This is a genomic window from Kitasatospora sp. NPDC091207, from assembly GCF_044768625.1.
Lineage (GTDB): Bacteria > Actinomycetota > Actinomycetes > Streptomycetales > Streptomycetaceae > Kitasatospora.
In genome coordinates this window covers 184,163-204,631 of record NZ_JBIVVS010000004.1, presented here as the reverse complement: position 1 = coordinate 204,631, position 20,469 = coordinate 184,163, and the positions used below count along the sequence as shown (strand labels likewise).

At 72.9% G+C, this 20,469-nt stretch carries 22 protein-coding genes and 2 pseudogenes; 6 read left to right on the top strand and 18 right to left on the bottom strand.

The features are described from left to right. Positions 1-144 precede the first annotated feature (144 nt). The 10 genes and pseudogenes from ACIQTO_RS10640 to ACIQTO_RS10595 all read right to left on the bottom strand — a co-directional run bounded on the left by ACIQTO_RS10640 (position 145) and on the right by ACIQTO_RS10595 (position 6,927). Positions 145-569 (bottom strand): annotated as a pseudogene (locus ACIQTO_RS10640) (CinA family protein). Between the two features lie 113 nt (positions 570-682). Then, a complete protein-coding gene (locus ACIQTO_RS10635; protein WP_402385737.1) occupies positions 683-865 on the bottom strand; it encodes a hypothetical protein in 183 nt (60 codons plus the stop codon). Between the two features lie 45 nt (positions 866-910). Further along, a complete protein-coding gene (locus ACIQTO_RS10630; protein WP_402385734.1) occupies positions 911-1,171 on the bottom strand; it encodes a DUF4235 domain-containing protein in 261 nt (86 codons plus the stop codon). A 99-nt stretch (positions 1,172-1,270) separates the two neighbouring features. After that, positions 1,271-1,747, bottom strand: a complete 477-nt coding sequence (locus ACIQTO_RS10625) for a ferritin-like domain-containing protein (RefSeq protein WP_402386286.1) — start codon at positions 1,745-1,747, stop codon at positions 1,271-1,273. A gap of 185 nt (positions 1,748-1,932) precedes the next feature. Then, the gene (locus ACIQTO_RS10620; protein WP_402385731.1) at positions 1,933-2,853 is read right to left on the bottom strand and encodes a Rieske 2Fe-2S domain-containing protein; all 921 of its coding nucleotides are present in this window, start codon (positions 2,851-2,853) and stop codon (positions 1,933-1,935) included. 101 nt (positions 2,854-2,954) lie between these two features. Further along, positions 2,955-3,671 carry a glycosyltransferase gene (locus tag ACIQTO_RS10615; RefSeq protein ID WP_402385728.1) on the bottom strand — a complete coding sequence of 239 codons (717 nt, stop codon included), beginning with the start codon at positions 3,669-3,671 and terminating at the stop codon, positions 2,955-2,957. Further along, complete coding sequence (locus ACIQTO_RS10610) at positions 3,668-4,261, bottom strand: SAM-dependent methyltransferase (protein ID WP_402385725.1); 594 nt, start codon at positions 4,259-4,261, stop codon at positions 3,668-3,670. The genes ACIQTO_RS10615 and ACIQTO_RS10610 overlap by 4 nt, the downstream gene beginning before the upstream one ends. Positions 4,262-4,323: 62 nt before the next feature. After that, on the bottom strand, positions 4,324-5,136 hold the full coding sequence (locus tag ACIQTO_RS10605; RefSeq protein ID WP_402385723.1) for a PIG-L deacetylase family protein: 813 nt from the start codon (positions 5,134-5,136) through the stop codon (positions 4,324-4,326). Then, entirely contained in the window at positions 5,133-6,194 is a 1,062-nt protein-coding gene (locus ACIQTO_RS10600; RefSeq protein ID WP_402385721.1) for an acyl-CoA dehydrogenase, read from the bottom strand. Before ACIQTO_RS10600 ends, ACIQTO_RS10605 begins: the two co-directional genes overlap by 4 nt. Positions 6,195-6,570: 376 nt before the next feature. After that, positions 6,571-6,927, bottom strand: a complete 357-nt coding sequence (locus tag ACIQTO_RS10595; RefSeq protein ID WP_402385718.1) for a hypothetical protein — start codon at positions 6,925-6,927, stop codon at positions 6,571-6,573. Between the two features lie 607 nt (positions 6,928-7,534). On the opposite strand from ACIQTO_RS10595, the gene ACIQTO_RS10590 reads away from it, so the two are divergent. Beyond that, positions 7,535-7,801: a hypothetical protein gene (locus ACIQTO_RS10590; protein ID WP_402385715.1), complete on the top strand. Its 267-nt coding sequence runs from the start codon at positions 7,535-7,537 to the stop codon at positions 7,799-7,801. A 34-nt stretch (positions 7,802-7,835) separates the two neighbouring features. Here ACIQTO_RS10590 and ACIQTO_RS10585 read toward each other — a convergent pair whose 3' ends face one another. Beyond that, the gene (locus ACIQTO_RS10585; RefSeq protein WP_402385713.1) at positions 7,836-8,174 is read right to left on the bottom strand and encodes a DUF6296 family protein; all 339 of its coding nucleotides are present in this window, start codon (positions 8,172-8,174) and stop codon (positions 7,836-7,838) included. A gap of 75 nt (positions 8,175-8,249) precedes the next feature. Here ACIQTO_RS10585 and ACIQTO_RS10580 point away from each other — a divergent pair, with 75 nt between their 5' ends. Continuing rightward, positions 8,250-8,387: a hypothetical protein gene (locus ACIQTO_RS10580; protein WP_402385710.1), complete on the top strand. Its 138-nt coding sequence runs from the start codon at positions 8,250-8,252 to the stop codon at positions 8,385-8,387. 304 nt (positions 8,388-8,691) lie between these two features. Here the strand turns inward: ACIQTO_RS10580 and ACIQTO_RS10575 are convergent, their stop codons facing one another. Then, positions 8,692-9,378, bottom strand: coding sequence for an HAD family hydrolase (locus ACIQTO_RS10575; protein ID WP_402385707.1), 687 nt, complete (start codon positions 9,376-9,378; stop codon positions 8,692-8,694). 115 nt (positions 9,379-9,493) lie between these two features. Between ACIQTO_RS10575 and ACIQTO_RS10570 the strand changes: the two genes are divergently transcribed. Next, positions 9,494-10,570 (top strand): SDR family oxidoreductase, encoded by a 1,077-nt coding sequence (locus ACIQTO_RS10570; protein WP_402385706.1) that lies wholly within the window; start codon positions 9,494-9,496, stop codon positions 10,568-10,570. 1 nt (position 10,571) lies between these two features. After that, on the top strand, positions 10,572-10,895 hold the full coding sequence (locus tag ACIQTO_RS10565) for a plasmid stabilization protein (RefSeq protein WP_402385703.1): 324 nt from the start codon (positions 10,572-10,574) through the stop codon (positions 10,893-10,895). A 702-nt stretch (positions 10,896-11,597) separates the two neighbouring features. Here the strand turns inward: ACIQTO_RS10565 and ACIQTO_RS10560 are convergent. The 5 genes from ACIQTO_RS10560 to ACIQTO_RS10540 form a co-directional block, all read right to left on the bottom strand. After that, positions 11,598-12,074 carry a hypothetical protein gene (locus ACIQTO_RS10560; protein WP_402385700.1) on the bottom strand — a complete coding sequence of 159 codons (477 nt, stop codon included), beginning with the start codon at positions 12,072-12,074 and terminating at the stop codon, positions 11,598-11,600. 13 nt (positions 12,075-12,087) lie between these two features. After that, positions 12,088-13,008, bottom strand: a complete 921-nt coding sequence (locus tag ACIQTO_RS10555; protein ID WP_402385697.1) for an NADP-dependent oxidoreductase — start codon at positions 13,006-13,008, stop codon at positions 12,088-12,090. 355 nt (positions 13,009-13,363) lie between these two features. Next, complete coding sequence (locus tag ACIQTO_RS10550; RefSeq protein ID WP_402385695.1) at positions 13,364-13,555, bottom strand: RICIN domain-containing protein; 192 nt, start codon at positions 13,553-13,555, stop codon at positions 13,364-13,366. Between the two features lie 83 nt (positions 13,556-13,638). After that, positions 13,639-14,757: a fatty acid desaturase family protein gene (locus tag ACIQTO_RS10545; RefSeq protein ID WP_402385692.1), complete on the bottom strand. Its 1,119-nt coding sequence runs from the start codon at positions 14,755-14,757 to the stop codon at positions 13,639-13,641. A 7-nt stretch (positions 14,758-14,764) separates the two neighbouring features. Further along, positions 14,765-15,820, bottom strand: a complete 1,056-nt coding sequence (locus ACIQTO_RS10540; protein ID WP_402385689.1) for a ferredoxin reductase — start codon at positions 15,818-15,820, stop codon at positions 14,765-14,767. An 87-nt stretch (positions 15,821-15,907) separates the two neighbouring features. On the opposite strand from ACIQTO_RS10540, the gene ACIQTO_RS10535 reads away from it, so the two are divergent. Both ACIQTO_RS10535 and ACIQTO_RS10530 read left to right on the top strand, forming a co-directional pair. Further along, complete coding sequence (locus tag ACIQTO_RS10535; protein ID WP_402385686.1) at positions 15,908-17,047, top strand: PucR family transcriptional regulator; 1,140 nt, start codon at positions 15,908-15,910, stop codon at positions 17,045-17,047. 151 nt (positions 17,048-17,198) lie between these two features. Continuing rightward, positions 17,199-17,360, top strand: a pseudogene (locus tag ACIQTO_RS10530) (winged helix-turn-helix transcriptional regulator); the annotation flags it as partial. Positions 17,361-17,470: 110 nt separating this feature from the next. Here ACIQTO_RS10530 and ACIQTO_RS10525 read toward each other — a convergent pair. Continuing rightward, on the bottom strand, positions 17,471-20,242 hold the full coding sequence (locus tag ACIQTO_RS10525) for a M4 family metallopeptidase (RefSeq protein WP_402385685.1): 2,772 nt from the start codon (positions 20,240-20,242) through the stop codon (positions 17,471-17,473). Between the last annotated feature and the right edge of the window lie 227 nt (positions 20,243-20,469).

Below are 20,469 nucleotides of genomic sequence, written 5' to 3'. Positions count from 1 at the left end.
GGGGTTCGGTGACGATCCCGGCGCCACACTGATACCTGGTCAGGAGCTGAGCAGCGCGATGACGGCGTGCTCGATCCGCTCGCCGGTCCCGGGTAGCCCCGGCCCCGGGGGATCGGCGCCGGACCCGCTCAGCGAGGGCGTGCGTTACCTGGGTGGGCGTAGTTGGTCGTGCAACAGCTGAAGGGCGGCGAGGACGGCTGCGTGCTGGATCCCGCTGCGGTCGGGGGTGCTCGGGCGGGCGCGGATGGCGGTGGTGGTGTGGGGTGTGGCGACGGCGACGAAGACGGTCCCCACGTCCTGCCCGTCCTGGGGGCGGGCCCCGCGACACCGGTGGTGGCCACGCCGTAGGTCGCCCGGGTGATCGTCCGGATGCCCTGCGCCATCTGGCGGGCGACTTCCGGATGGATCGCGCCGACCCGCTCGAGGAGGGCGCCGTCCACGCCGAGGAGCCGCTCCTTGAGGTCGGTGGAGTAGGCGACGACGCGGCCGACGAACGTGGCGGCGGCGCCGGGTGCGTCGCCCAGTGCCTCGCACAACCCGCCACTGGTGAGAGATTCCGCCGCCGCCACGGTGCGGCCGGCAGCCGCCAGCGCGCGGTTCACCTCACGCGCCGGTCCAGCCGACAGGGAGACCTTCTCCGCCCACCTGGCGGGCGCCGTCCCCTTTTCGGTGGCCACCCGGATCAGTCGGACTGGGACCTCTGCGGCTGCTCGGCGGCACCGTGCGCGGGGTCGTGCTGGCGGATCTCGTCCTCGTGCTGCCTGATACGTTCGATGTGCTCGGTGTTCTTCTCGTCGACGTCGTCCTTGAGATGCGACAGGTTCTTGGACTTCCGTTGGGCCTGGTCACGGTCGAACTCGTTCAATGGGCTGCCTTCCTGTGTCGGCCGCAGGCCGGGCGGGTGGCGAGGTCAGTCGGGCCAGCTGCCGGTCAGGCGGCGCGTGCCGACGGCTCCGCTGCGGTCGACCGCGGCCTTGACGAGGGCGAAGACCGCTCCTTGCAGGGCGGCGGCGGTCAGCACCGCTTTCCAGGTGCGTCCCTGATCGGTGGCCTGGGGCGCGTCGTCCTCGTGCCCGAGCAGGGCCCACAGGCGCTTGAAGACGGCGCCCGCGATCAGGCCGCCGAGGGATCCGAAGAGGAGCCCGAGGGGTTTGTAGAGGATCTTCACCATCTCGGTCTCCTCCTGCGGGTTGCCGTGGCCGGGCGGCTGCTTGTGCGTCTGTCCACTGACCGCCCGGCCAATCCTGCGACGGTGGTCGACCTGTCCGGGTCAGACGGCGAGAAGGTCGGTGAGGTCGTCGGCGTGTTCTTCCTCTTCTTCGAGGATGGACTCGATGAGGCGGCGGGTGGTGGGGTCGTGGTCGCCGAGCCAGCGGGCGATCTCCTGGTAGGTGGAGATGACGATCCGCTCGGCCAGCAGGTTGTGCTCCAGCATCGCCTTCAGATCCTTCTCGTCCGGCGCGGTGTAGTCGGTGTGGGCGCGCCGGGCGAGGGTGGCGGGGTCGAAGTCCGGTTGACCGCCGAGCTGGGCGATCCGCTCGGCAGCCCGCAGGGCGTGCTGCATCTCCTCGGCGGCGTGCTCGGTGAACTCCGCCGCCACCTGAGCACGGTCGATGCCGGTGGCGGAGATCGCGTGCCGGGTGTAGCGCAGCCAGCACACGACCTCCGTGGCGACCACGTCGTTCAGCACAGCGATCACCTTTTCGGTGTCGAGGCCGTAGGTGCTCGTCACGGCGCCTTCGGCCATCTTCTGCCGGGCCTCGTCCCGGATCCGGCTCACGTCGATCACGAAGTCGTCGCCTGCCACGGTGTGCTCCCAAGAGTTGGAGAAAACGGTGCGACACGCCTTCCCGGCACCAGGAGCCGTGACACCGGTATGCGTCCGGCACCACCGGTTAGCACCACAGCCGCCTCGGTGGCGGCCCGGCGCATTCAGCCGGCGTCGGGCAGGCGCACTTGAAGGTTGCCGGCGCTGTCGGTGCGGGTGGCGAAGCACGGTTGCGGGGCGGTCGCCGGCCCTCCGACGTTCCAGCCGTCCGAGAGCCGGAAGACGCTGCCGTGCCAGGGGCACGTCACACAGCCGTCGGCGACCTCGCCCTGTGAGAGGGGGCCGGAGAAGTGGCTGCACCGGTCGGCCAGAACCCGGAACGCGTCGTCGGCCTGCCGCACGACCAGCACCGGCACCTCGCCGACCATCCGGCGCGCCGCCTCGCCGAGCGTGAACTCGTCCGCGCGGCCGAGGTCGTGCCAGCCGGGCTCGACGAGGTGGGGGACGGGTTCTGCCTTGTTCGCGCCGGCGCCCTGCCGGTAGGCGAGGTGGCCGCCGATCGCCGCACCGGTCGCGACCGCGGTCAGTCCGGCGAAGCCGAGCACGCGTCCCAGCCCGTTACGGCCCTGCGAGCGGGCCGCCCACGACGCACCGTACAGACCCACCGCGGCCGCGATCGACACCGCGTGCAGCAGACCGGTACGCATCTGCTGCTCGTGCTGCTCGGCCCAGTCGACCCAGCCCGTCCACGCCGTGGGGGCGGCGGTGACGACGCCGATCGCGACGAGCAGGCGTGCGGCGCGTTCCGAGCCGGGCACCAGGTCGAGGACGCCTGCGGACAGCCAGGCACCGACCGGAACTTGGACCAGCGCGGGGTGCAGCGGGTGCCCCAGGGGGCGGCCGTGCAGCACGCCGCGCAGCCGCCCCAGCGGAAGGCCCTGGACGACACGCTTCAGCGGCTCGGTGACCGCGTCGAGTTCCTCGGCCCCAGCCACGGCGTCGAGCACCTTCAGCGCCCGGACGCCGATACCGTCGTCACCGTCCGACCGTGCGGCGTCGGTGATACGGGTCATGATGGTTCCCATGGGAACCACGCTGCCCGCTGCCCCGCAGCCGCGCTGGCCGGATTGAGCCGGAAGGCGTACCGGTTACCCCGTGCGATCCGCTGTCGACAAACCTGGGGCTGTCAACCGGCCAAGGCGTCGAGATCGCGCAGATAGTCACCGAATCCGCCGCGGGCGCGTGGATCGCGCCGCGCCGAGGTGAGGACGGGGCTGCGGTCGGTGCGCTTGACGTGGTAGCCGCCGGCTTCCAGGGCGGCGACCAGGGCCCGGTCCTCGCCAACGGGCAGCGACTCAAAGCCGCCGGCCGAGCGGTAGGCGTCGGCCCGCACGGCGAGATTCGCGCCGTGGACGTGCCGATGCCCGCCGACGAACCTCTCCTGCTGGTAGTGCCGCCGGAAAGCAGCACCGGTGCCTTCCGGGTGGCCGGTCCAGTCAGCGACGTGGACGGTGCCCACGACGGCGTGCCAACCACCGTCCGCGTCGGCCAGTTGGCGGGCCAGCCAGTCGGCCGGGACGCGGGAATCCGCGTCGGTGTGGGCCAGCCACATGCTGTCGAGGGTGAGGCCCGGGCAGGAGCTGAGGGTGAGGTCCAGGGCGTGGCGGCTGCCGGCCGCACGGGCGGTCCCGACGTTGCCCGCGGTCAGTTCCAGCAGCTCGGCGCCGTGTCGGCGGGCGATGGCCGCGGTGCCGTCCGTGCAGGCGTCGGCCACCACGACCACCCGGCTCGGCAGGTCCCGCACGTGCGGATGCCGGGCCGCCCGGTGCAACGCGTCCAGGCAGCCGGCGAGCAGTTCCTGTTCGTCGCGGGCCGGCACGATCACGGCGAGGGCGTGGATCACGTCAGCCCTTCGGCGGCGGCGACCGACAGGCTTGCCGCCGGGGTGCCGGGCCGCTCGGGGCGGGTGAACACGTCCAGGAGGAAGTCCGGCTCGGTGTGCGAGGCGATCCGTACCAGGGCCGGATGGCCGCCGGCCTGCTGGTGGACGGCCTCGGCACTGCGGGCATGGTCGGCCACCGGGTGGCGCCAGTGGACGAGTTCCAGGGTTCCCCCCGGCTCCAGCGACCGCACCGTGCGGTCCAGCAGGTCGACGGCCTCGACGGCGTCGAAGTAGTACAGGAGTTCCGACAGGACGACGAGGTCGAAGCTCTCCTGCGGCCAGTCGTCGGGCAGCAGGCGGTGCTCGACCCGCACGTGCGGCAGGTGCGCCAGGCGGGCGCGGGCCCGCGCGAGGGGGCGTTCCTCCCGGTCGCAGGAGAGCAGGGCCCGGCAGCGGTCGGCGAGCAGGGAGGACAGGACGCCGACCGAGCAGCCGGGCTCGAAGGCGCTGCGGTAGCCGGCTCTGGGCAGAGCCGCGAGGGTGAGGGCGTACTTGCGCTGCTCGTACCAGCGGTCGGCGAGTCGCCATGGATCGTCGTGGTCGGCGTACATGCGGGCGAAATAGCCCCCTGGCGTGCCCGTCGCCTCGCCCACAGCGCCGGGTCGGGACGCGGTCATCGCCAGATCACCTCGAAGTCCCGCCGGAAATGGGCGAGTTCGTCGGGCGGCAGGATCGCCGCATCCGCCGGCCGGTCGCCGAGCGGCTCTGTCTGACTGCGGAAGCACTCCAGCGCCGCGTGCTTGCGGGCCCGGGCGGTGGGCGGCAGCGGGATGCGGGCCGCGCGGTGCCAGGGCAGTCGCGGATCGCCGGGCGCGGCCCAGTGCCAGGCCCACACCGGGTACTCCCACACCGGCACGCCCCGTGCCGCCCCGGCTGCCAGGGCGGCCCGGCCGGCCGCCTCGTGGTCCGGGTGCAGGTCCCCGCTGAACGGTGCCACGCACAGGTCGCAGTCGCGCAGCAGCTCGGCCAGCTCGCCGGTCAGCTCCTGTTCGTGCCGCACGACCCGGCCGTCGGGCACGCCCAGCGCCACGCTCTGCACGTCGGCGCCCAGCCGGCCCAGCGCCTGACGCAGCTCCCGGGTGCGGACAGCCCCCAGGTCGCGGGCCACCGGAGTGCGGCTGTGCGGGTGTGAAGCCTCCCCGTCGGTGACCGACACCAGGCGCAGCCGGATGTCGCCGGCCGCGAGGGCGGCGATCGTGCCGCCGAAGCCGAGGACCTCGTCGTCGGGATGGGCCGCCACGACCAGGACCCGCGCAGCGCGGCCTCGCGCGGTCGGCAGGCAGGCGAGCGGGTCGATGACGGGAAGGCGGTGAAGCCCGGGCCAGTCCTGCCAGTCCTGTTCGGGGGTACCGGGCACCCGGATCGGGTCGTCCGGGGGCGATTTCGGCTCAACGGTGGAGAGGGGCTGGGCCTGGCGACTTGTCACTTGTCCTCCCAGTCCAGGCGGGTGGCGGAGGCGGCCCTGCCGAGAGCGGCGAGGTCCCGCTCGGCGTGATGCTGGCGCAGATAGACGGTCAGGTCCGCGACGGCGCGCGCATGGACGGCGTCGTGTCCCAGCGGCGCGGCGCCCAGTGCCCGGCCGACCCGGACCAGGACCTCGCCGGCGGCGTCCTCGACGGCGGCACGCATCCGCATCGTGCGCAGGCGCGCCCTGCCGTCCGTGTCGAGGGGGTCGGCGTCCACGGCAGCAGCGGAGCCGTCCAGCAAAGATTCGATGGTGGCCAGACGGGCGTCGACGGCACCGAGGTGCGCCAGCGCGTGCGCGTCCAGGTCCCACGTGCGCGAGGCGGACAGCAGCGTAAGGGCGACCGCGCGCGCACCGCCGTACCAGCACGCGGCGACGCCGATCCCTCCGTGATGGAACCCGGGACGCTCCAGATAGGCACCCGGCTCGCCGACCGGGACGGCCCAGACTCCGTCGAGGTTGACGTCCAGGGTGTCGCTGCCCGACATACCCGGCCCGGGCCAGCTACCCGGCAGCGGTTCGACGCCGGGCTGTGCGACCTCGAGGGCGAACAGGAGCCGCCGATCCCCCTCCCGCGCGGTCACCAGCGCGTGCGTGCACACCCGGGCGCCCGAGCAGAACGGCTTCACCCCGAACAGCCGCCACCCGCCCGGCACCCTGCGGGCCTCCAACGTGTAGCCGGGCGGCTCGGCTGCCCACACCCCCCAACGGGCCCCGTCCCCGCCTGTCGGCAGGTCGTCCGTGCCCTCGGCGACGATCTCGGCGAGAATCGCGACGGCGTCCGCGTGCCCCTCGGCGAGCCGGGCCAGGGACAGATCCCACTGCGCCCACCGGGTCAGTGCCTCCCACCGGGTACGGGTCCGGCCGCCACCGGGCAGCGGCAGGTCCAGCTCGCCGCAGAGCGCCATCCGGGTGAACTCCTCCCCGATGCACCGGCGGTGCTGCTCCGCCTCGGCTCCCAGGTTCGAAGGCTCGCCCAAGCCGCTCAGCGCACCGGCCACCACCTCGTCGGTACTCATCGGCTGTCCTTCCTGTCCGCCCTGCGCGGATCAGGCTGGCGTGGCAGCCGCACAGGCCACGGCGGCAACGTGGACGGTCGGAAGGACGAGCCAGCGGTCACAACGAACTCCTCGACATCGGGCCGGGCGCGGGCAGCGCCGCGCTCGGCATTTGCTCCGACTCTGCACCGCGAGCCGGGTCCCTGCCCGTCCGACGGCGACAGTTCGCGGCGCCGAACGCGGCACTCAGAGCCGGCAGCAGGACAAGAAGAGAGGAACCATCGCCGGTAGCCTCCGCGCGGCCGGACAGCTGATGTCGGAAACGCGTCTGCCCCCGCTACGACAATCCACTCAGCCACCCCACCGCGAAGCGAAACGCCGATCCGGCGGAATCAGCTCACAGGGGCGACGGCGAGCTGCTGCCCCCGCCGGACGTGGTGCCTCTGCCGGTGAGGGCCTCGGCGCTGACCGCCTGGTGCCAGGCGGTCAGCGTGCGTGTTTGCTCAGCCGCACGCCGGATGAGCCGGTCCAGGTCGTCCGGGTCAAGGCGGGGGTCGTTGTCGGCAATGGCGCGCAGCGCCTGCCACTGCGCGGTCTTGCCCTCGACGCCGGTGCGCATCGCTTCCAGCTCGATCAGGTCGCTCAGCGGAGAGCGCCGCGCCAGGGTTCCGTTGGGCTTGAGGCGCGCGATACGTTCACCCGCCAGGCCGAGCCAGGTGCGGTAGTGGCGCACGGGCACCGCGAGGGTGTTCATGATTCGTACGAGGTCGTCGCGGTCCTGCTCCACATCGCGGGCCAGGCGGCGCAGCTCGGTCGCGCGGCGGCTGGCCGAGTCTGGTGGGGTGGCGGCCGGGGAACGAGATCGCCGGGCCGGGCGCCCATAGCGGCCGTGACGCGGCCGCGGCGGACATTGGAGCCGGCAGCGAGTTCCGGGGTCTGCGCGGCGCGCTGACGCTGGCCTTGTCGGAGATCCTTACGGCGTCCGGATACGACGTCACCGGTTACGGTATGGACCCTCTCGTGGCCGCCTCTCGCACGTCAGAGCGCATTCCCTGCCTGCGGCCGCCAGTCCGGCGGCCGCCCGGCGCGGACAGCCCAGCCGGCGTGCGGCGGCGGCCGGCTTGACGTCAAAGCCGGTGACGCGGGACGAGCGCCAGCGACGGTCCGGGTCCTGGTATGTCGGCTGCCCCGGTCAGGCCGAGTAGCCTGCGTACTCGGGGGCTCACCCGTGTGAAGGCACGGGCTACCGTCTGAGCGGTGTTCGGACACGGCAGGCTGCTGGGTTCTGCCCGATCGGCGGGATCGGAAGTGGTCCCTTCGCTGGGTGGCGTGCGGGCGGCGGGGAAGCGAGCATCAAGCCTATGGCCGACCACGGACTTCCCCTGAGTCACGACGCGTTCTATTTGGACGCCACAGCCCGCATGTTCGGGTGGCACGTCGCGCGGGAGACTGACGAGAGCCTCGTGCTGTCGCTGTCCGAGTGGACGCTGCGGGCGCTGTTCTGGCACGACGGTGGTTTTCGCTACGCGCGGGCCAAGGGTCCCGGCGGCGCGGATGTGGAGTTGGCGCTGCGGGAGGTGCTCGACGTGCTGGAGGAGTACGGCAGTGCCAAGCCGCCGACACCGTAGCCCGCCTTGAAGAGAGCCCCCCGGGGGGGACTCATCAGGGCAGCGGCTCGGCATGCAGACACTGCCACGGCACGGCTCCGCCGGCAGGACTGTCCGCTCCCGCGAGCGGCTGCGCGACGCGGTCGTCGCCGATCTGCACACGGAACGCGCCCGATTCGTCCGCGTACACGGGCAGTCCTTCCGCGGTGAGATCGCCGGTCAAGTGCACCACGAGCACGGTGGGCGGCCCGTGGCGGCCGGGGGTGCCAGGAAGCGTGATGCCGTAGCGCCGGATGGGGGGGCCATGAGGGGCACTCTCCTCACCGTTCTTCGCACTCCGGGCGGCCTGTCTCCGGGGTGGGGCACCGCCAATTGCTGCGGAATGCTCGTCCATCGTAGTCGCGTGGCCCGGAGCATAGCCTGGGGCTGGTGGGGCCGGCCATCGCCCTTGGCGGCCGAGGCTGCGACGGTGGGCAAAGACCCGTCCGCCACCATCGTCTGCAAACGCGGCCAGGGCGAAGCCGTCACGGTCGGTGCCGACGAGATCCTTCACACCATGGCCATCCACAACGTCCGCCGAGGCCCGTCATCGACGGCCACCGCCTGATCTGCTCGTCGCCCAGGCCGATGTCGCACGCGCACTGCCCGACGCTCAGGTCGGCCAGCCCAGCGACTGACACCGCAGGCCCCCCGAGCCGGCCACCCGGCCCTCGGCCCAGGAACTGGGGGCTGGTAGCGGAGGCGGCGTGCGGTGAGGAACGGCCGGATCGTGGCGGTGCGCCGCCGGACCGTCGACGGATTCATCCGCGGTGCCTGGGCTCGAAGGCCTGCATCCTGCGTCCGATGGCTTGTACCGTGGAACGGCTTCCGGGCAGGCGTCGAACGACTGGTGGGGCCGCTCCGAGACGGGCCTAGTGGGCCTCGGGCGCGTGGCCTGCCGGGTCTGCGAGGACGCTGCTGTCCAGGCCGGTGAGAAGCTCGGTGACGTCGGCGTGGATCTCCAGCGCCCCGGCCGCGCGAAGGGCGCGCTCGCCGAAGCCGCCGGACAGGACCGCGATGCACGGCACCTCGGCCTGGGCCGCGGCCTGCACGTCCCACGGGGTGTCGCCGATGAATACCGCCTGGTCGGGTCCGACACCGGCCTTGGCCAGGGCGGCATGGACGAGGTCGGGGGCGGGCTTGCTGGCGTCCACGTCGTCGGCGCAGGTAGCGGCGTCGATCGCGTCGTCCGCGTCCAGGGCGCGCCGCATCACCGCGAGGTCCCGGGAGGAGGCGGAGGAGGCAAGAACGACCGTCCAGCCGCGGCGCTTGAGAGCCCGCAGCAAGTCGCCGGCCCCGTCGAAGGCCCGCAGGCCGGGCCAGAACCGGGCGAACAGCGCCTGGTGCGCCGTGCTGATCGCCTCGTCCTGGGCGCGGTCGCGTCCCTCGCCGAGCAAATGGTCCAGGAGCTGGTCGCCGCCCATGCCGATCGCGCCATGGATGCGCGCCATCGCCGGGTTGTGACCGAACTGGGCCAGGGCTTGCGCCCAGGCCACGGTGTGCCAGTAGTTCGTGTCGAGCAGCGTCCCGTCGACGTCGAACAGCGCTGCGGCCGGCATCGTCCGCCTCCTCGCTCGGGTCGTGTTCGCCGGTCTTCGACGCTACGGCCCGCCCGCGCCGACTGCACGGCCGCCACGCCCGTTTCCGGCCGCCGATCGCGGGAACCCGCCCCGTATGACACCTCACCAGCCGACCGTCCGGACCGTGGTGGTCACCGGGGCCAGCGGCGGCATCGGACGCGCCTGCGCAGTAGCGTTCGCCACCCGTGGGGACCGGCTCGCGTTGATCGCCCGCGGCCGTGCCGGCTTGGCGGGGGCGGTGCGCGAGGCGGAGCAGGCCGGTGCCGCGAAGGTGATCGCCATCGAGATGGACGTCGCCGACCCGCAGGCGGTGGAGGTCGCCGCCGAGCGGGTCGAGCAGGAGCTCGGCCCGATCGACGTGTGGGTCAACGACGCGTTCGCCTCCGTCTTCGCTCCCTTTGTCGAAATCACCCCCGAGGAGTTCCGGCGGGTCACCGAGGTCAGCTACCTCGGCTACGTGTACGCCACCGGTGCGGCGCTACGCCGCATGCTGCCGCGCGACGCGGGGGTGATCGTGCAGGTCGGCTCGGCGATCGCCTACCGCGGCATCCCGCTGCAGAGCGCCTACAGCGGCGCCAAGCACGCCATCCAGGGCTTCAACGAGGCGCTGCGCTGCGAACTGCTCGCCTCCGGCACCAAGGTGCGCACCACGATGGTGCAGATGCCGGCCGTGAACACACCGCAGTTCGACTGGGTCCGCTCCCGCCTGCCCCGGCGCGCCCAGCCGGTGCCACCGATCTACCAGCCCGAGGTCGCCGCCCGCGCCGTCCTGTACGCGGCCGACCACCCCGGGCGGCGCGAGTACTGGGTCGGCGCCAGCACGGTGGCCACCCTGATCGCGAACACCCTCGTTCCGGGCCTGCTGGACCGCTACCTGGCCCGCACCGGCTTCGCCTCCCAGCAGACGGGCCGGCGGCGGCGCACCAGCGACCCGGACAACCTCTTCCAACCCGTGGATTCGTGGCGGGACTTCGGAGCCCACGGCCGCTTCGACGACAAGGCGCGAGCTCGCAGCCTCCAACAGGCAGCCGCCCACCGCCTGGGCGCTCTCGCCAGCGGTGCACGGCGGGCGGCCGTACGGGTGAGGTCGGGTTTGCCCCGGGCTCGCGCCGGGTTCGTCCCACCGATGCGGGGCGCAGGCGCCCGCACCCACATGAGGAGGAGTGAGTGACATGCCTCGCAGATCAACTCCCAAGCGGGAACGCCAGTACGAGCACATCAAGGAGAGTGCGCAGGAGCGCGGTGAGAGTGAGAAGCGGGCCAAGGAGATCGCAGCCCGCACGGTGAACAAGGAACGGGCACGGCACGGCGAGTCGAAGACCGCCAGCCGTAGCTCGGTCAAGGACATCTCCTCTTCCCGACGCGGCGGCCTGCGCTCCCACAGCGGATCCCAGGGCCCGACGAAGGAGCAGCTGTACAACGAGGCGAAGAAGCGCAACATCCACGGCCGCTCGAAGATGAACAAGAAGCAGCTCGAGCACGCACTCGGCCGATAGGAGACCGTGATCATGGGATCCGTTCCCATTCCGCCCGACCCGGACGTCACCCCCGTGCCGCCACCCGCACCTCCGTCACCCCCGGGCCCGCCGAAGCCGGTCGAACCGCCACAACCTCCGGACCCGCCGGCACCGCCCGGCCCGCCCACCCCGCCGCCCGAGCGGACCGCCCCACCCCGCCCGGGCGACCCCGCCCCGCAGGAGCCCGGGTCTCGCCCCCAGGAACCGCCCGACTGAACGCAGGTTGCCCGGCGGCGCTGAACCGTACGGGTGGCGCGCCGGGCACGTCTCGCGCAGCACGGCCCGGGTCCGGCCGGACCCGCGGAGGCCGGCGACCCGGTCGCCCTGCTGGCCGAGCGGGCCGGTGCCGGGCACCCGCCGACCCTGGCGGCCCTGGACCGCGCCGGCCGTGTCCTGGGCCTCGCCCTCACCTCCGCCGTCGACCTCATGGGCCCGGACGGCCTCGTCCTCGGCGGCACCTACGCCGAACTGGCCGCGTGGCTGCTGCCGTCCGTCCGTGCCGAACTCACCGACCGGGTCACCGTCCGGCCCTGGGCCCCGGAGGCGCTGCGCTCGTCAGCCCTGGGGCGGCGCGGACCCGTGCTGGGCGCGGCGCAGACCACGATCCGCCGGATCATGGCGGACCCGACCCTGCTGTCCGTCGGCTGGCGGCCCGGGGAGCGTCCCGGGGCCGTCACCGTGTCAGTCGCGCTCGACCACGACCATCGCGTGCCCGTCCGGGGTGGTGACCCGCACGTGGACGTACTCGCCGTCGTGCTGCCAGGCCAGGTCCTGCCGCGCGGGCTGCAGCCGCACCGAGCGCGGCGCGGTGGCGAGCCGGACGGCGACGGGGACGTCGAGCAGCGCGAACGGGTCGTGCACGAGGTCCAGAACCGGGGTCTCACGGGCCGGGACGAAGCTGACCAGGTGCACCACGGTGCCCGTGGCGGTGCGCTGCACGGTGGTCTCCAGGTGGACCGGCCCGCCGGCCCGGACCACCGGGTCCGGGAAGAGCCGGTCCAGTACTGCGCCGAACAGCTGACGGTACGTCTCCAGGCCGTGTTCGTGGAACGCCTCCAGCAGCGGGACGGTCACCGCTGCGACCCCGTCGCCGACGACGACCGCGACCTCGTCGGTCCGGTCGGCGGGAGGAGTGCAGGAGTGGCCGCTCCCGGACACAGGGGGCGGCAGGTCACGGCACGACGACCAGCTTTCCGCGGGTGTGGCCGGTCCGGCTGGCGTCGAAGGCCTCGCCCGTCCCCTCCAGCGGGAAGGTCCGTGCGACTTCGACGGTCAGTGCGCCCCGGTCGACCACCGCCGCCAGTTCGGCGAGCTTGGCGCCGTCCGGGCGGACCCAGATCCAGTGGCCGCCGTGCTGCTCGACGGTCGGATCGGCGATGGAGACGTGGCGCCCGCCGTCGGCGAGCACGGCCAGTGTCGTTTCCAGCTGGCCGCCGACGAAGTCCGCCACGGCCGAGACGCCGTCGGGTGCCAGCGCGCGCACCCGCTCGGCCAGGGTGTCCCGGTAGTCCACCGGTTCGGCACCCAGCTCGCGGACGAAGGCGTGGTTGCGCTCCGAGGCGGTGCCGATCACCCGGGCGCCGCGGTCGCGGCCGAGCTGGACCGCCAGGCTGCCCACGCCGCCCGCGGCGCCGTGCACCAGGAGCACGTCGGCGGGGCCGACCGCGAGCCGGTCGAGGCAACGCAGCGCGGTGAGTCCGGCCAGCGGTAGCCCGGCCGCTTGCGCCCAGTCGAGCGCGGCGGGCTTGCGCGCCACTGACGGTGCGGCGACCGAGACGTACTCGGCGAAGGTACCGGCCTGCACCACGTCCTTGCGGGCGTAGGCCATCACCTCGTCCCCGGGCGCGAACTCAGGGGTGTCGGGTCCGACCGCGGTGACCACGCCGGCCACGTCCCAACCGGGGACCACGGGGAAGACCGTGTCCATCATCCCGTCCAGGCCGCCCGCCATGACCTTCCAGTCGACCGGGTTGACGGAGGCGCCCCGGACTTGGATCAGCACCTGGCCGGGGCCGACCTTCGGGTCGGGCACCTCGCCGTACCGCAGCCGGGAGTTGTCGGGGGCGTACGAGTCGTAGGTCACCGCGCGCATGAACTGACCTCCCAAGAGCCGTGTTGCGGCCCCGCGCACTGCCGGGTGGACGCGGCGCCGCGGGCCACGCTATGCCCGGGGCGAGCGCCCGGCACCCGCGCTGACCCATCGGAGGGTACGGGGCCCGGCCGGTGCGGCGTCCGCACCGCACCGGCACGCAGCCTGAGGCGACGGCCGCCGGGCCATCGACGGTGGTGCAGGCGACGGCGTCGCACGTGCCGGTGGAGGCCGGGGCGCCCACACGATCGCGGCTCGACGAACCCCGGGGTCATGACAGCTGATACCGGCGTGACCGGCTGCGCCTGTCAGGATCCGCACCCGGATCCTGACAGGCGCGGTTCACCGGCGTGCGGGCTCAGCCGATCTCGGTCATGTTCCACTGCTGCGGGGAGCCGATGTCGACGGTCCACGGGATGACCGGGTTGCCGTCCGTGCCGATGTTGGCGTTGTCCAGCGCCTTTCCGCTGTGCCGGTTGGTGAGCCGGTACGCCCCGCAGGCCAGCGCGGTCAACCGCAGGAGGGAGGAGGGCCGGCGCCATCTGGCCACCGCGCTCGACCCCGCCACCCGCGAGGTCGCCCCCCCCGGCACGGATGGAAGAGTGTCCATGCCGCAGGGTGGAACTTCGGACATCAGGAAGCGACGAGCTCCTGCTTGCGGTGCGGCGTCGTGACCCTGGGCTTCCTGGTCGGCAGCGAGAGCCGGAAGACCTTGTGCCACGCGGAGAACACCTGCCTGGGCAGCGACCCGGTGACGTACTCCAGCTCGTACTTTTCGAACAGCGCGCGCACCTTCACCGCGACCTCCGCGTACCGGTTGCTCGGCAGGTCCGGGAACAGGTGGTGCTCGATCTGGTGCGACAGGTTGCCGGTCATGAAGTGCATGGCCCTGCTGCCGCTGATGTTCGCCGAGCCCATCATCTGGCGCAGGTACCACTGGCCGCGCGTCTCGCCCTTGATCGACCGGCGCTCGAAGACCTTGACGCCCTCGGGGAAGTGCCCGCACATGATCACCGAGTGTGACCAGATGTTGCGGACCAGGTTCGCGGTGAACGTGGCGGCGAGTGTGGTGAGGAACGACGGGCCTGACAGCAGTGGGTGGATCACGTAGTCCTTGAGCACCTGCTTGCGGATCTTGCGGCCCACGGCCTTGGCCCGCGCGCGGAACTCCGGGTTCTTGCGGCGGTGCTTGTGCAGGTTCTTGCCGAGCTCCAGGTCGTACGCTGCGATGCCGTACTCGAAGAAGCAGGCGTTGATGAAGTTCCACAGCGGCTGGCCGAGGTGGAACGGGTGCCACTTCTGGTCCTCGTCGACGCGCATGATGCCGTAGCCGAGGTCGTTGTCCTTGCCGATCACATTGGTGTACGTGTGGTGCAGCTCGTTGTGCGAGTGCTTCCACTGCTCTGACGGCGAGACGTGATCCCACTCCCAGGTGGTGGAGTGGATCTTCGGGTCTCGCATCCAGTCCCACTGGCCGTGCAGGACGTTGTGGCCGATCTCCATGTTGTCCATGATCTTCGCCACGGACAGGCCGGCGGTGCCGAGCAGCCACGCGGGCGGGAAGATCGAGAACAGCAGCACGCCCCTGCTGGCCAGCTCTAGCTTGCGCTGCGCCGAGATGACCCTACGGATGTAGGCGGCGTCCTTCTCGCCGCGGTCGGCGATCACCGCGTCGCGGATCGCGTCCAGCTCGCGGCCGAGCTCCTCGATCTGCTCCGCGGTCAGGTGGGCGGTGGGGTCGATGGCGGTCAAGGTGCGCCTACCGTTCGATGTCGCAGGGGCCCGCCGCGGCGGACACGCAGGTTTGAATGAGGACGCCCGGCTCGGCCTCGGTGATCTCGCCGGTGCGCAGGTCGCGGACGGCGCCCGCCTTGAGCGGCGTGACGCAGCCGAAGCAGATGCCCATGCGGCACCCGGAGGGCATGAGCACGCCGGCTTCCTCGCCGATGTCCAGCAACGGCGTGGCGCCGTCCGCGTCGACTGTCGTGCCGGTGGCACTGAACGTGACCTCGCCGCCGTCGCCGGCGACGACGATGCGGGGTCGGAAGCGTTCGGTGTGCAGGCGCTCTCGGACGCCGTGCTCGGTCCAGTGCTCCTCCGCGGCGTCGAGCAGGCCCGCGGGCCCGCAGGCCCAGGTCTCGCGCTCGGCCCAGTCGGGTACGAGTTCGCCGAGACGGGCGATGTCGAGCTTGCCGTCCGTGGCGGTGTGCACCTCGGTGAGGCGCAGCCTCTTGTCCGCGACCAGGCCGTGCAGCTCGTTGCGGAAGATCACGTCTTGGGGCTGCGGCGCACAGTGGACCATGGCGACGTCATCCAACTCGATGTCGCGCAGCATGCCCATCGCCGGCGTGATGCCGCTGCCGGCCGTCAGGTAGAGCACTTTGGCGGGCTTGGCAGGCGGCAGCACGAAGTCGCCGGTGGGCTGGTCGAGCTGGACCAGCGTGCCCGGTGTCGCCCTGCGGACCAGGTGGTTGCTGACCTTGCCGTCCGGGATCGCCTTCACGGTGATCGTGATGCGGCCGTCCTGGCGGTTCGTCGGTGAGGTGATGGAGTAGGCACGCCACAGGCGCCTCCCGTCGACGTCGACCCCGATCCGCACGTACTGACCGGCCGTGTGGCCGCGCCAGCCCCGTCCCGGCCTGATCACGACGGTCGCCGCGTCACCGGTCTCGGGGTGCACGGCCTCGATGCGCCCGCGCAGGTCGGCGCCCGCACGCAGCGGGCTGATCAGGTCGAGGTAGTCCGACGGCAGCAGCGGCGTCGTGACCATCTCCAGCAGTTTCCACGCCCTGCTGCGGAGGGCTGCACTCGTCATGACTCCAGCTTGCTGCGCCTCAGGGTGTAAAGTCCTGACCGTAGGACGTGAATCTGGTCGACCGAATTGTTCGCAGGGAACAAAAGCGTGAGCCAAGCAATCCGGAGGGCCAGCGAGCTGGTCCTGGATGAGACGACGGTCGCCGCGCTTCGGGCCGCGCTGACGGCCACCGCCGACGAGGTCGTCCAGGCGATCATCGACGAGGTCCCTCCCTACGCGAACGCCCTTTCGGGCCGCATGGGCGGCACCATCCGCCGAGCCGTCCGCACCGCCCTGGGGCACTACCTGGACCTCGCGAGCGGGAATGCCACGGGCGGTGACGCCGGTGACGCAGCCTACGAGCTGGGTCGCGGCGAGGTGCGCGACGGCCGTTCGATGGACGCCCTGCTCAGCGCCTACCGCGTCGGCGCCCGGGTGGCCTGGCGATGCCTGGCAGCGGGTGCCGTACCCGTAGGTCTGCCCGCGGCCGAGGTCGCCAAGTTCGCCGAGCTGACCTTCGCCTACATCGACGAGCTCTCCGCCGCGAGCGCCGCGGGCCACGCCGACGAACTGGCGGCCCGGGGCAGGGCCCGCGAACGCCACCTGGAACACCTGGCCCGCGACCTCCTCGCCGACGCGAGCCCGGACGTGCTGCTGGCCTCTGTTCAACGGGCCGGGTGGCAGCCTCCGACTTCGCTGACCGCGGTCCTGCTGCCCGCCGCCCAGGCCCGGCCTGCCTACCGCGCGCTCGACCCGGGCACCCTCGTCCTCGACGATCTGCCGGACGCCACCGGTGTGCTGCTCGTCCCCGATGCCGACCGATCGCATCTCCTGCGGCAGCTGGCCGACCGCACAGCCGTGGTCGGCCCGGCCCGGCCGTGGACTCGTGCCTCCGCCTCGTACGCACGAGCCGTACGCGCGCGCTCCCTCTCCTCCGATATTCGCGACACCGAGGCCCACCTGCCCGAGCTGGTGCTGAGCGCCGACATGGACGCGTTCGCAGACCTGCGTGCCCGAGCCCTCGCACCGTTGCGGGCCTTGCCTGTCGCGACCGCACGGCGGTTGGAGGAGACGTTGCGAGCGTGGCTGCTGCACCAGGGCAGGCGGGACGAGGTGGCGGCGGCGTTGTTCGTTCATCCCCAGACAGTCCGGTACCGGATGTCGCAGCTGCGGGAGCTGTTTCCGGATCTCGCATCGCCACACCGGGTCCTCGAACTGACCCTGGCGGTGGGTCTTCCGGTCGACTGACGCGTACTTCGACCGTCCACGGCCGCGTTCGCGCGCGGGCCAGGAATCAGAAGCGATTCCCAACCCGAAGGTCGGGGCACGTCTTCCCAGGTGAGGTGCGTGCTCGGCCGGTCCCGCGGCACCCGCTTCCACAGCGCCGTGATCTGGTGCAAGCGAGGTGGAGGGCGTCAGCCACAAGATGCTCACCCAGGACCTGCGGATGCTGGAGCGCAACGGCCTGGTCGAACGAACCGTGCACCCCACCGTGCCACCACGCGTCGACTGCACCCTCGCCGAACCGGGCCGGGCCCTGCGGGTGATGGTCTCCGGCCTGCCGGCACTCCGCCGACGGCTGACCCGCCGGCCCGGCCACGCCCCGGGACGCGGCCGGGCCGGGAGCTCACCGCGGCCTGCCGGCCACGCCGTCCTCCCGCCGGGGTCCGGTCAGCAGGAGCCGGCGGGGCGCTCGCGGACCACGAGGTCGGTGCGGCCGATGGTGGCGTCGAGCCAGAGCACCCGGCTGTCGCGGTCGGCGGCCGGCTCGTACTGGCCGCCCCGGTTGCAGGAGACCCGTACGGGCGTGCCGCCGGTGATCGGCAGCTGCCAGAGCTTGGGCAGCGCCGCGTTGGTCCAGCCGCCGGCGGGCTCGCTGCCGGAGGCCTGGAAGGTGATGGTCCGCTCGGAGGCGGTGAGGGTGGCGGTCGCCGGGGCGTCGGGGGAGTCGGCGGGGAGCACGTCGACGGCGGCGGAGCCGTCCGTGGCGCCGGAGCGGATCGCGCTGCGCGCGGCCGGGCCGGCCGGGGTCTCCACCCAGAGCAGCCGTCCGCCCGCGAGCAGGGTGGAGCCGATCGTGCCGCTCGACTCGTACCGTGCGGTCGCCCGGCCGGTGGTGAGCGAGTGGACGGTGGCCGCGGACAGCTGCCGCTTGTCGACGGTCCACCGCTCGCTCCAGCCGAGCAGGCCGTCCCTGAGGGTGAGGCCGGAGGGGTGGTGGCCTTCGGGCAGCGGCAGCTCCACCGGCGCGGCGCCGCCGCGGGAGACCAGGATCCTCGTCCGGCCGGTCTCCTGGTCCTCCGCCAGGAAGGCGATGTCGCCGCCGGAGATCCGGACCTCGCTGAGCTGCTCGGTCCGGGAGGCGAACAGGCCGCGGGCCGGGCCGCCGTCCAGCGGTCGGGTCAGTACCTCCGTGCCGAACCTGCCCTCGGCGTCGGGGCCGACGGCCAGCCAGGCGGCGGACGTGCCGTCGGTGGCGGCCCAGCTGTGCCGGCGGCCGTCCTCCGGGCTGAGCCGGACGGGCGTGCCGGTGCCGGTGGTGGAGCCGGTGTACAGGGCCGGGTTGCCGGTGCCGGTCGAGTTGCTCATCACCCAGCGGCCGCCGGCGACGGCCGGGGCGGGCGTCAAGGTGGGGATGTCGCGCACCAGCGCCCGGCTGTCCACACCGAGCTTGGACTCCCAGCCGGCGCGGATCCCGTGGGCGTCGAACGCCGCAGCGACCGAACGGAGTTGGGCCCGGGTGAGGTTCATCGCGCGGCCGGCGGCGAGGACGGCGTCGCGGCCGTCGACGAAGTCGTCCAGCGGGGTGAGGTACTCGGTGAGCGCGCGGTAGACCAGCCGGTCGGCGGTGAGCGGGTCGAGGGTGCGCCGGATGTCCCACAGGGCGCCGCTGAAGATGGTGGAGTTGAGGTGCACGCCGCCGCCGTCGAGGCCGAGGTCGGTGCCGAGGTAGTCGTCCACGGTGGTGCGGCGGTCGTCCAGCCGGCGCCCCGCGCAGCTCTCCGGGGTGCCGGTGCGGCAGACCGCCTCGCCGAACAGGGCGGCCTTCGGGTCGGTCATCGCCACCCCGTGGGCGGTCACCTCGATGGCGTTGCCGAAGTAGTCGGCCAGCGCCTCGTTCATCGCCCCGGTCTGGCCGGCGTTGACCAGGCCGGCGGTGTGCTCGATGACGCCGTGGGTCATCTCGTGTCCGGCGATGTCCAACGCGACCGCGAACGAGTGGTACTGCGGGCCGCCGCCGCCGTAGGACATCATGGTCCCGTCCCAGGTGGCGTTCATGATCGGTGCGCCGTCGTTGGTCATGGCGACCAGTGAGACGATCGGCGCGCCCTTGCCGTCCAGTCCCTCCCGGCCCAGCCGGTCGCGGTAGAAGTCGTACACGATGCCCGCGTTGAGGTGGGCGTCGGTGGCGCCGTCGGTGCCGGTGGCGGCCGGGAAGTCGGCGGTCGGCGAGGCGGCCGGGCGCAGGTCGGCGGGCAGGCCGCCGATGAAGTCCAGCAGGTCCCGGCCGGCCGCGTCATAGGTGGTGATGGTGGCGCGCCTGGTCAGGTCGACGAGCTGGTGGCTGCCGTCCGGCAGCCGGGTGGTGTTCACCGGCACGCGGCGGCCGTAGGCGTCCGGGGCGGTGCCGGTGGCGGGTTCGAGCCCCGGCACGGCGGCGGCCGGTGCCGCCGGTGCGCTCCCGGCGGCCGCCGTTGCGGCTGTTGCGGCCATTGCCGCCGCTGCCGTCGGTCCGGGGCCGGCCGAGGAGGGGGTGCGGGTGTCGTGGGCGAGGGCGATGGCGCCGACGGTGGCGTCCACGTAGACCTCACGCGTGGTCGTCGGCCCGTCGGCGCCGCCCCGCACGGTGAAGTGCCGGGTCAGCCGCCCGGCCCCGCCGGGCAGCACGACCGGGCCGCGGTCCTCGGCCGTGGCGCCGGAGCGGGCACGCGGGTCGGTGAGCGAGCCGAGCGCGAGGCCGCGCAGCATCGCGCCCGGGACGGCGGCGGTGGTCGGTGCGGTGAGCCCGGTGAAGTACTTGCCGCCGGCCGACTCGACCCGCTGGTCGGCGCCGTCGCCGACCAGGTGGACGAGGTACTGCGCGCCGAGCACCGGCACACCGCCGTGGTACTGCTGGAACCTGACGGTGCGCCGCCCGTCGGCCGCGCGCTCGGTGGCGACCTCGGTGAGCTGCCCCGGGTCGATCCGGTACCGCTCGGGGTGCGCGGCCAGGTGGGCCAGGGCGGCCGCCGCCGGGGCGCCCTCGGCCCGTTCGGCCAGACCGGTGACCAGCTGCGGGGTGGTGGTGTCCCGGCCGGCGACCAGGGCGGGCACCGGGTCGGCGTCGGACGCCTGCGCGGCGAGCGCGGGCGGTGCGGCCAGGGTCAGGCTCAGCGCGGCGGTGACGGCGAGGCCGAGCGCCTTGGGGGTGCGGAGCGGGTGCGGCACTGGGGTGTCCTCCACGGAAGCCGGGGTCGGTGACGAGTCGTCAACCCGATGCTTGATCGCGGAAGTCCGGAAAATCCAGATGTTTGCCGGTACATGCAGAGAATTCCGGCGATGACGTGGTCGTTGACGCAGCGATGGCCCGTCCGAACGGGCAGAACGGCCTGCCGGGGCTCCTCGGGTCGCGGGACCGGGCCGGCCGCGTGCGGCCGGTCGGCGTCCTGCCCGCCGAAGCCTCCGGGCCG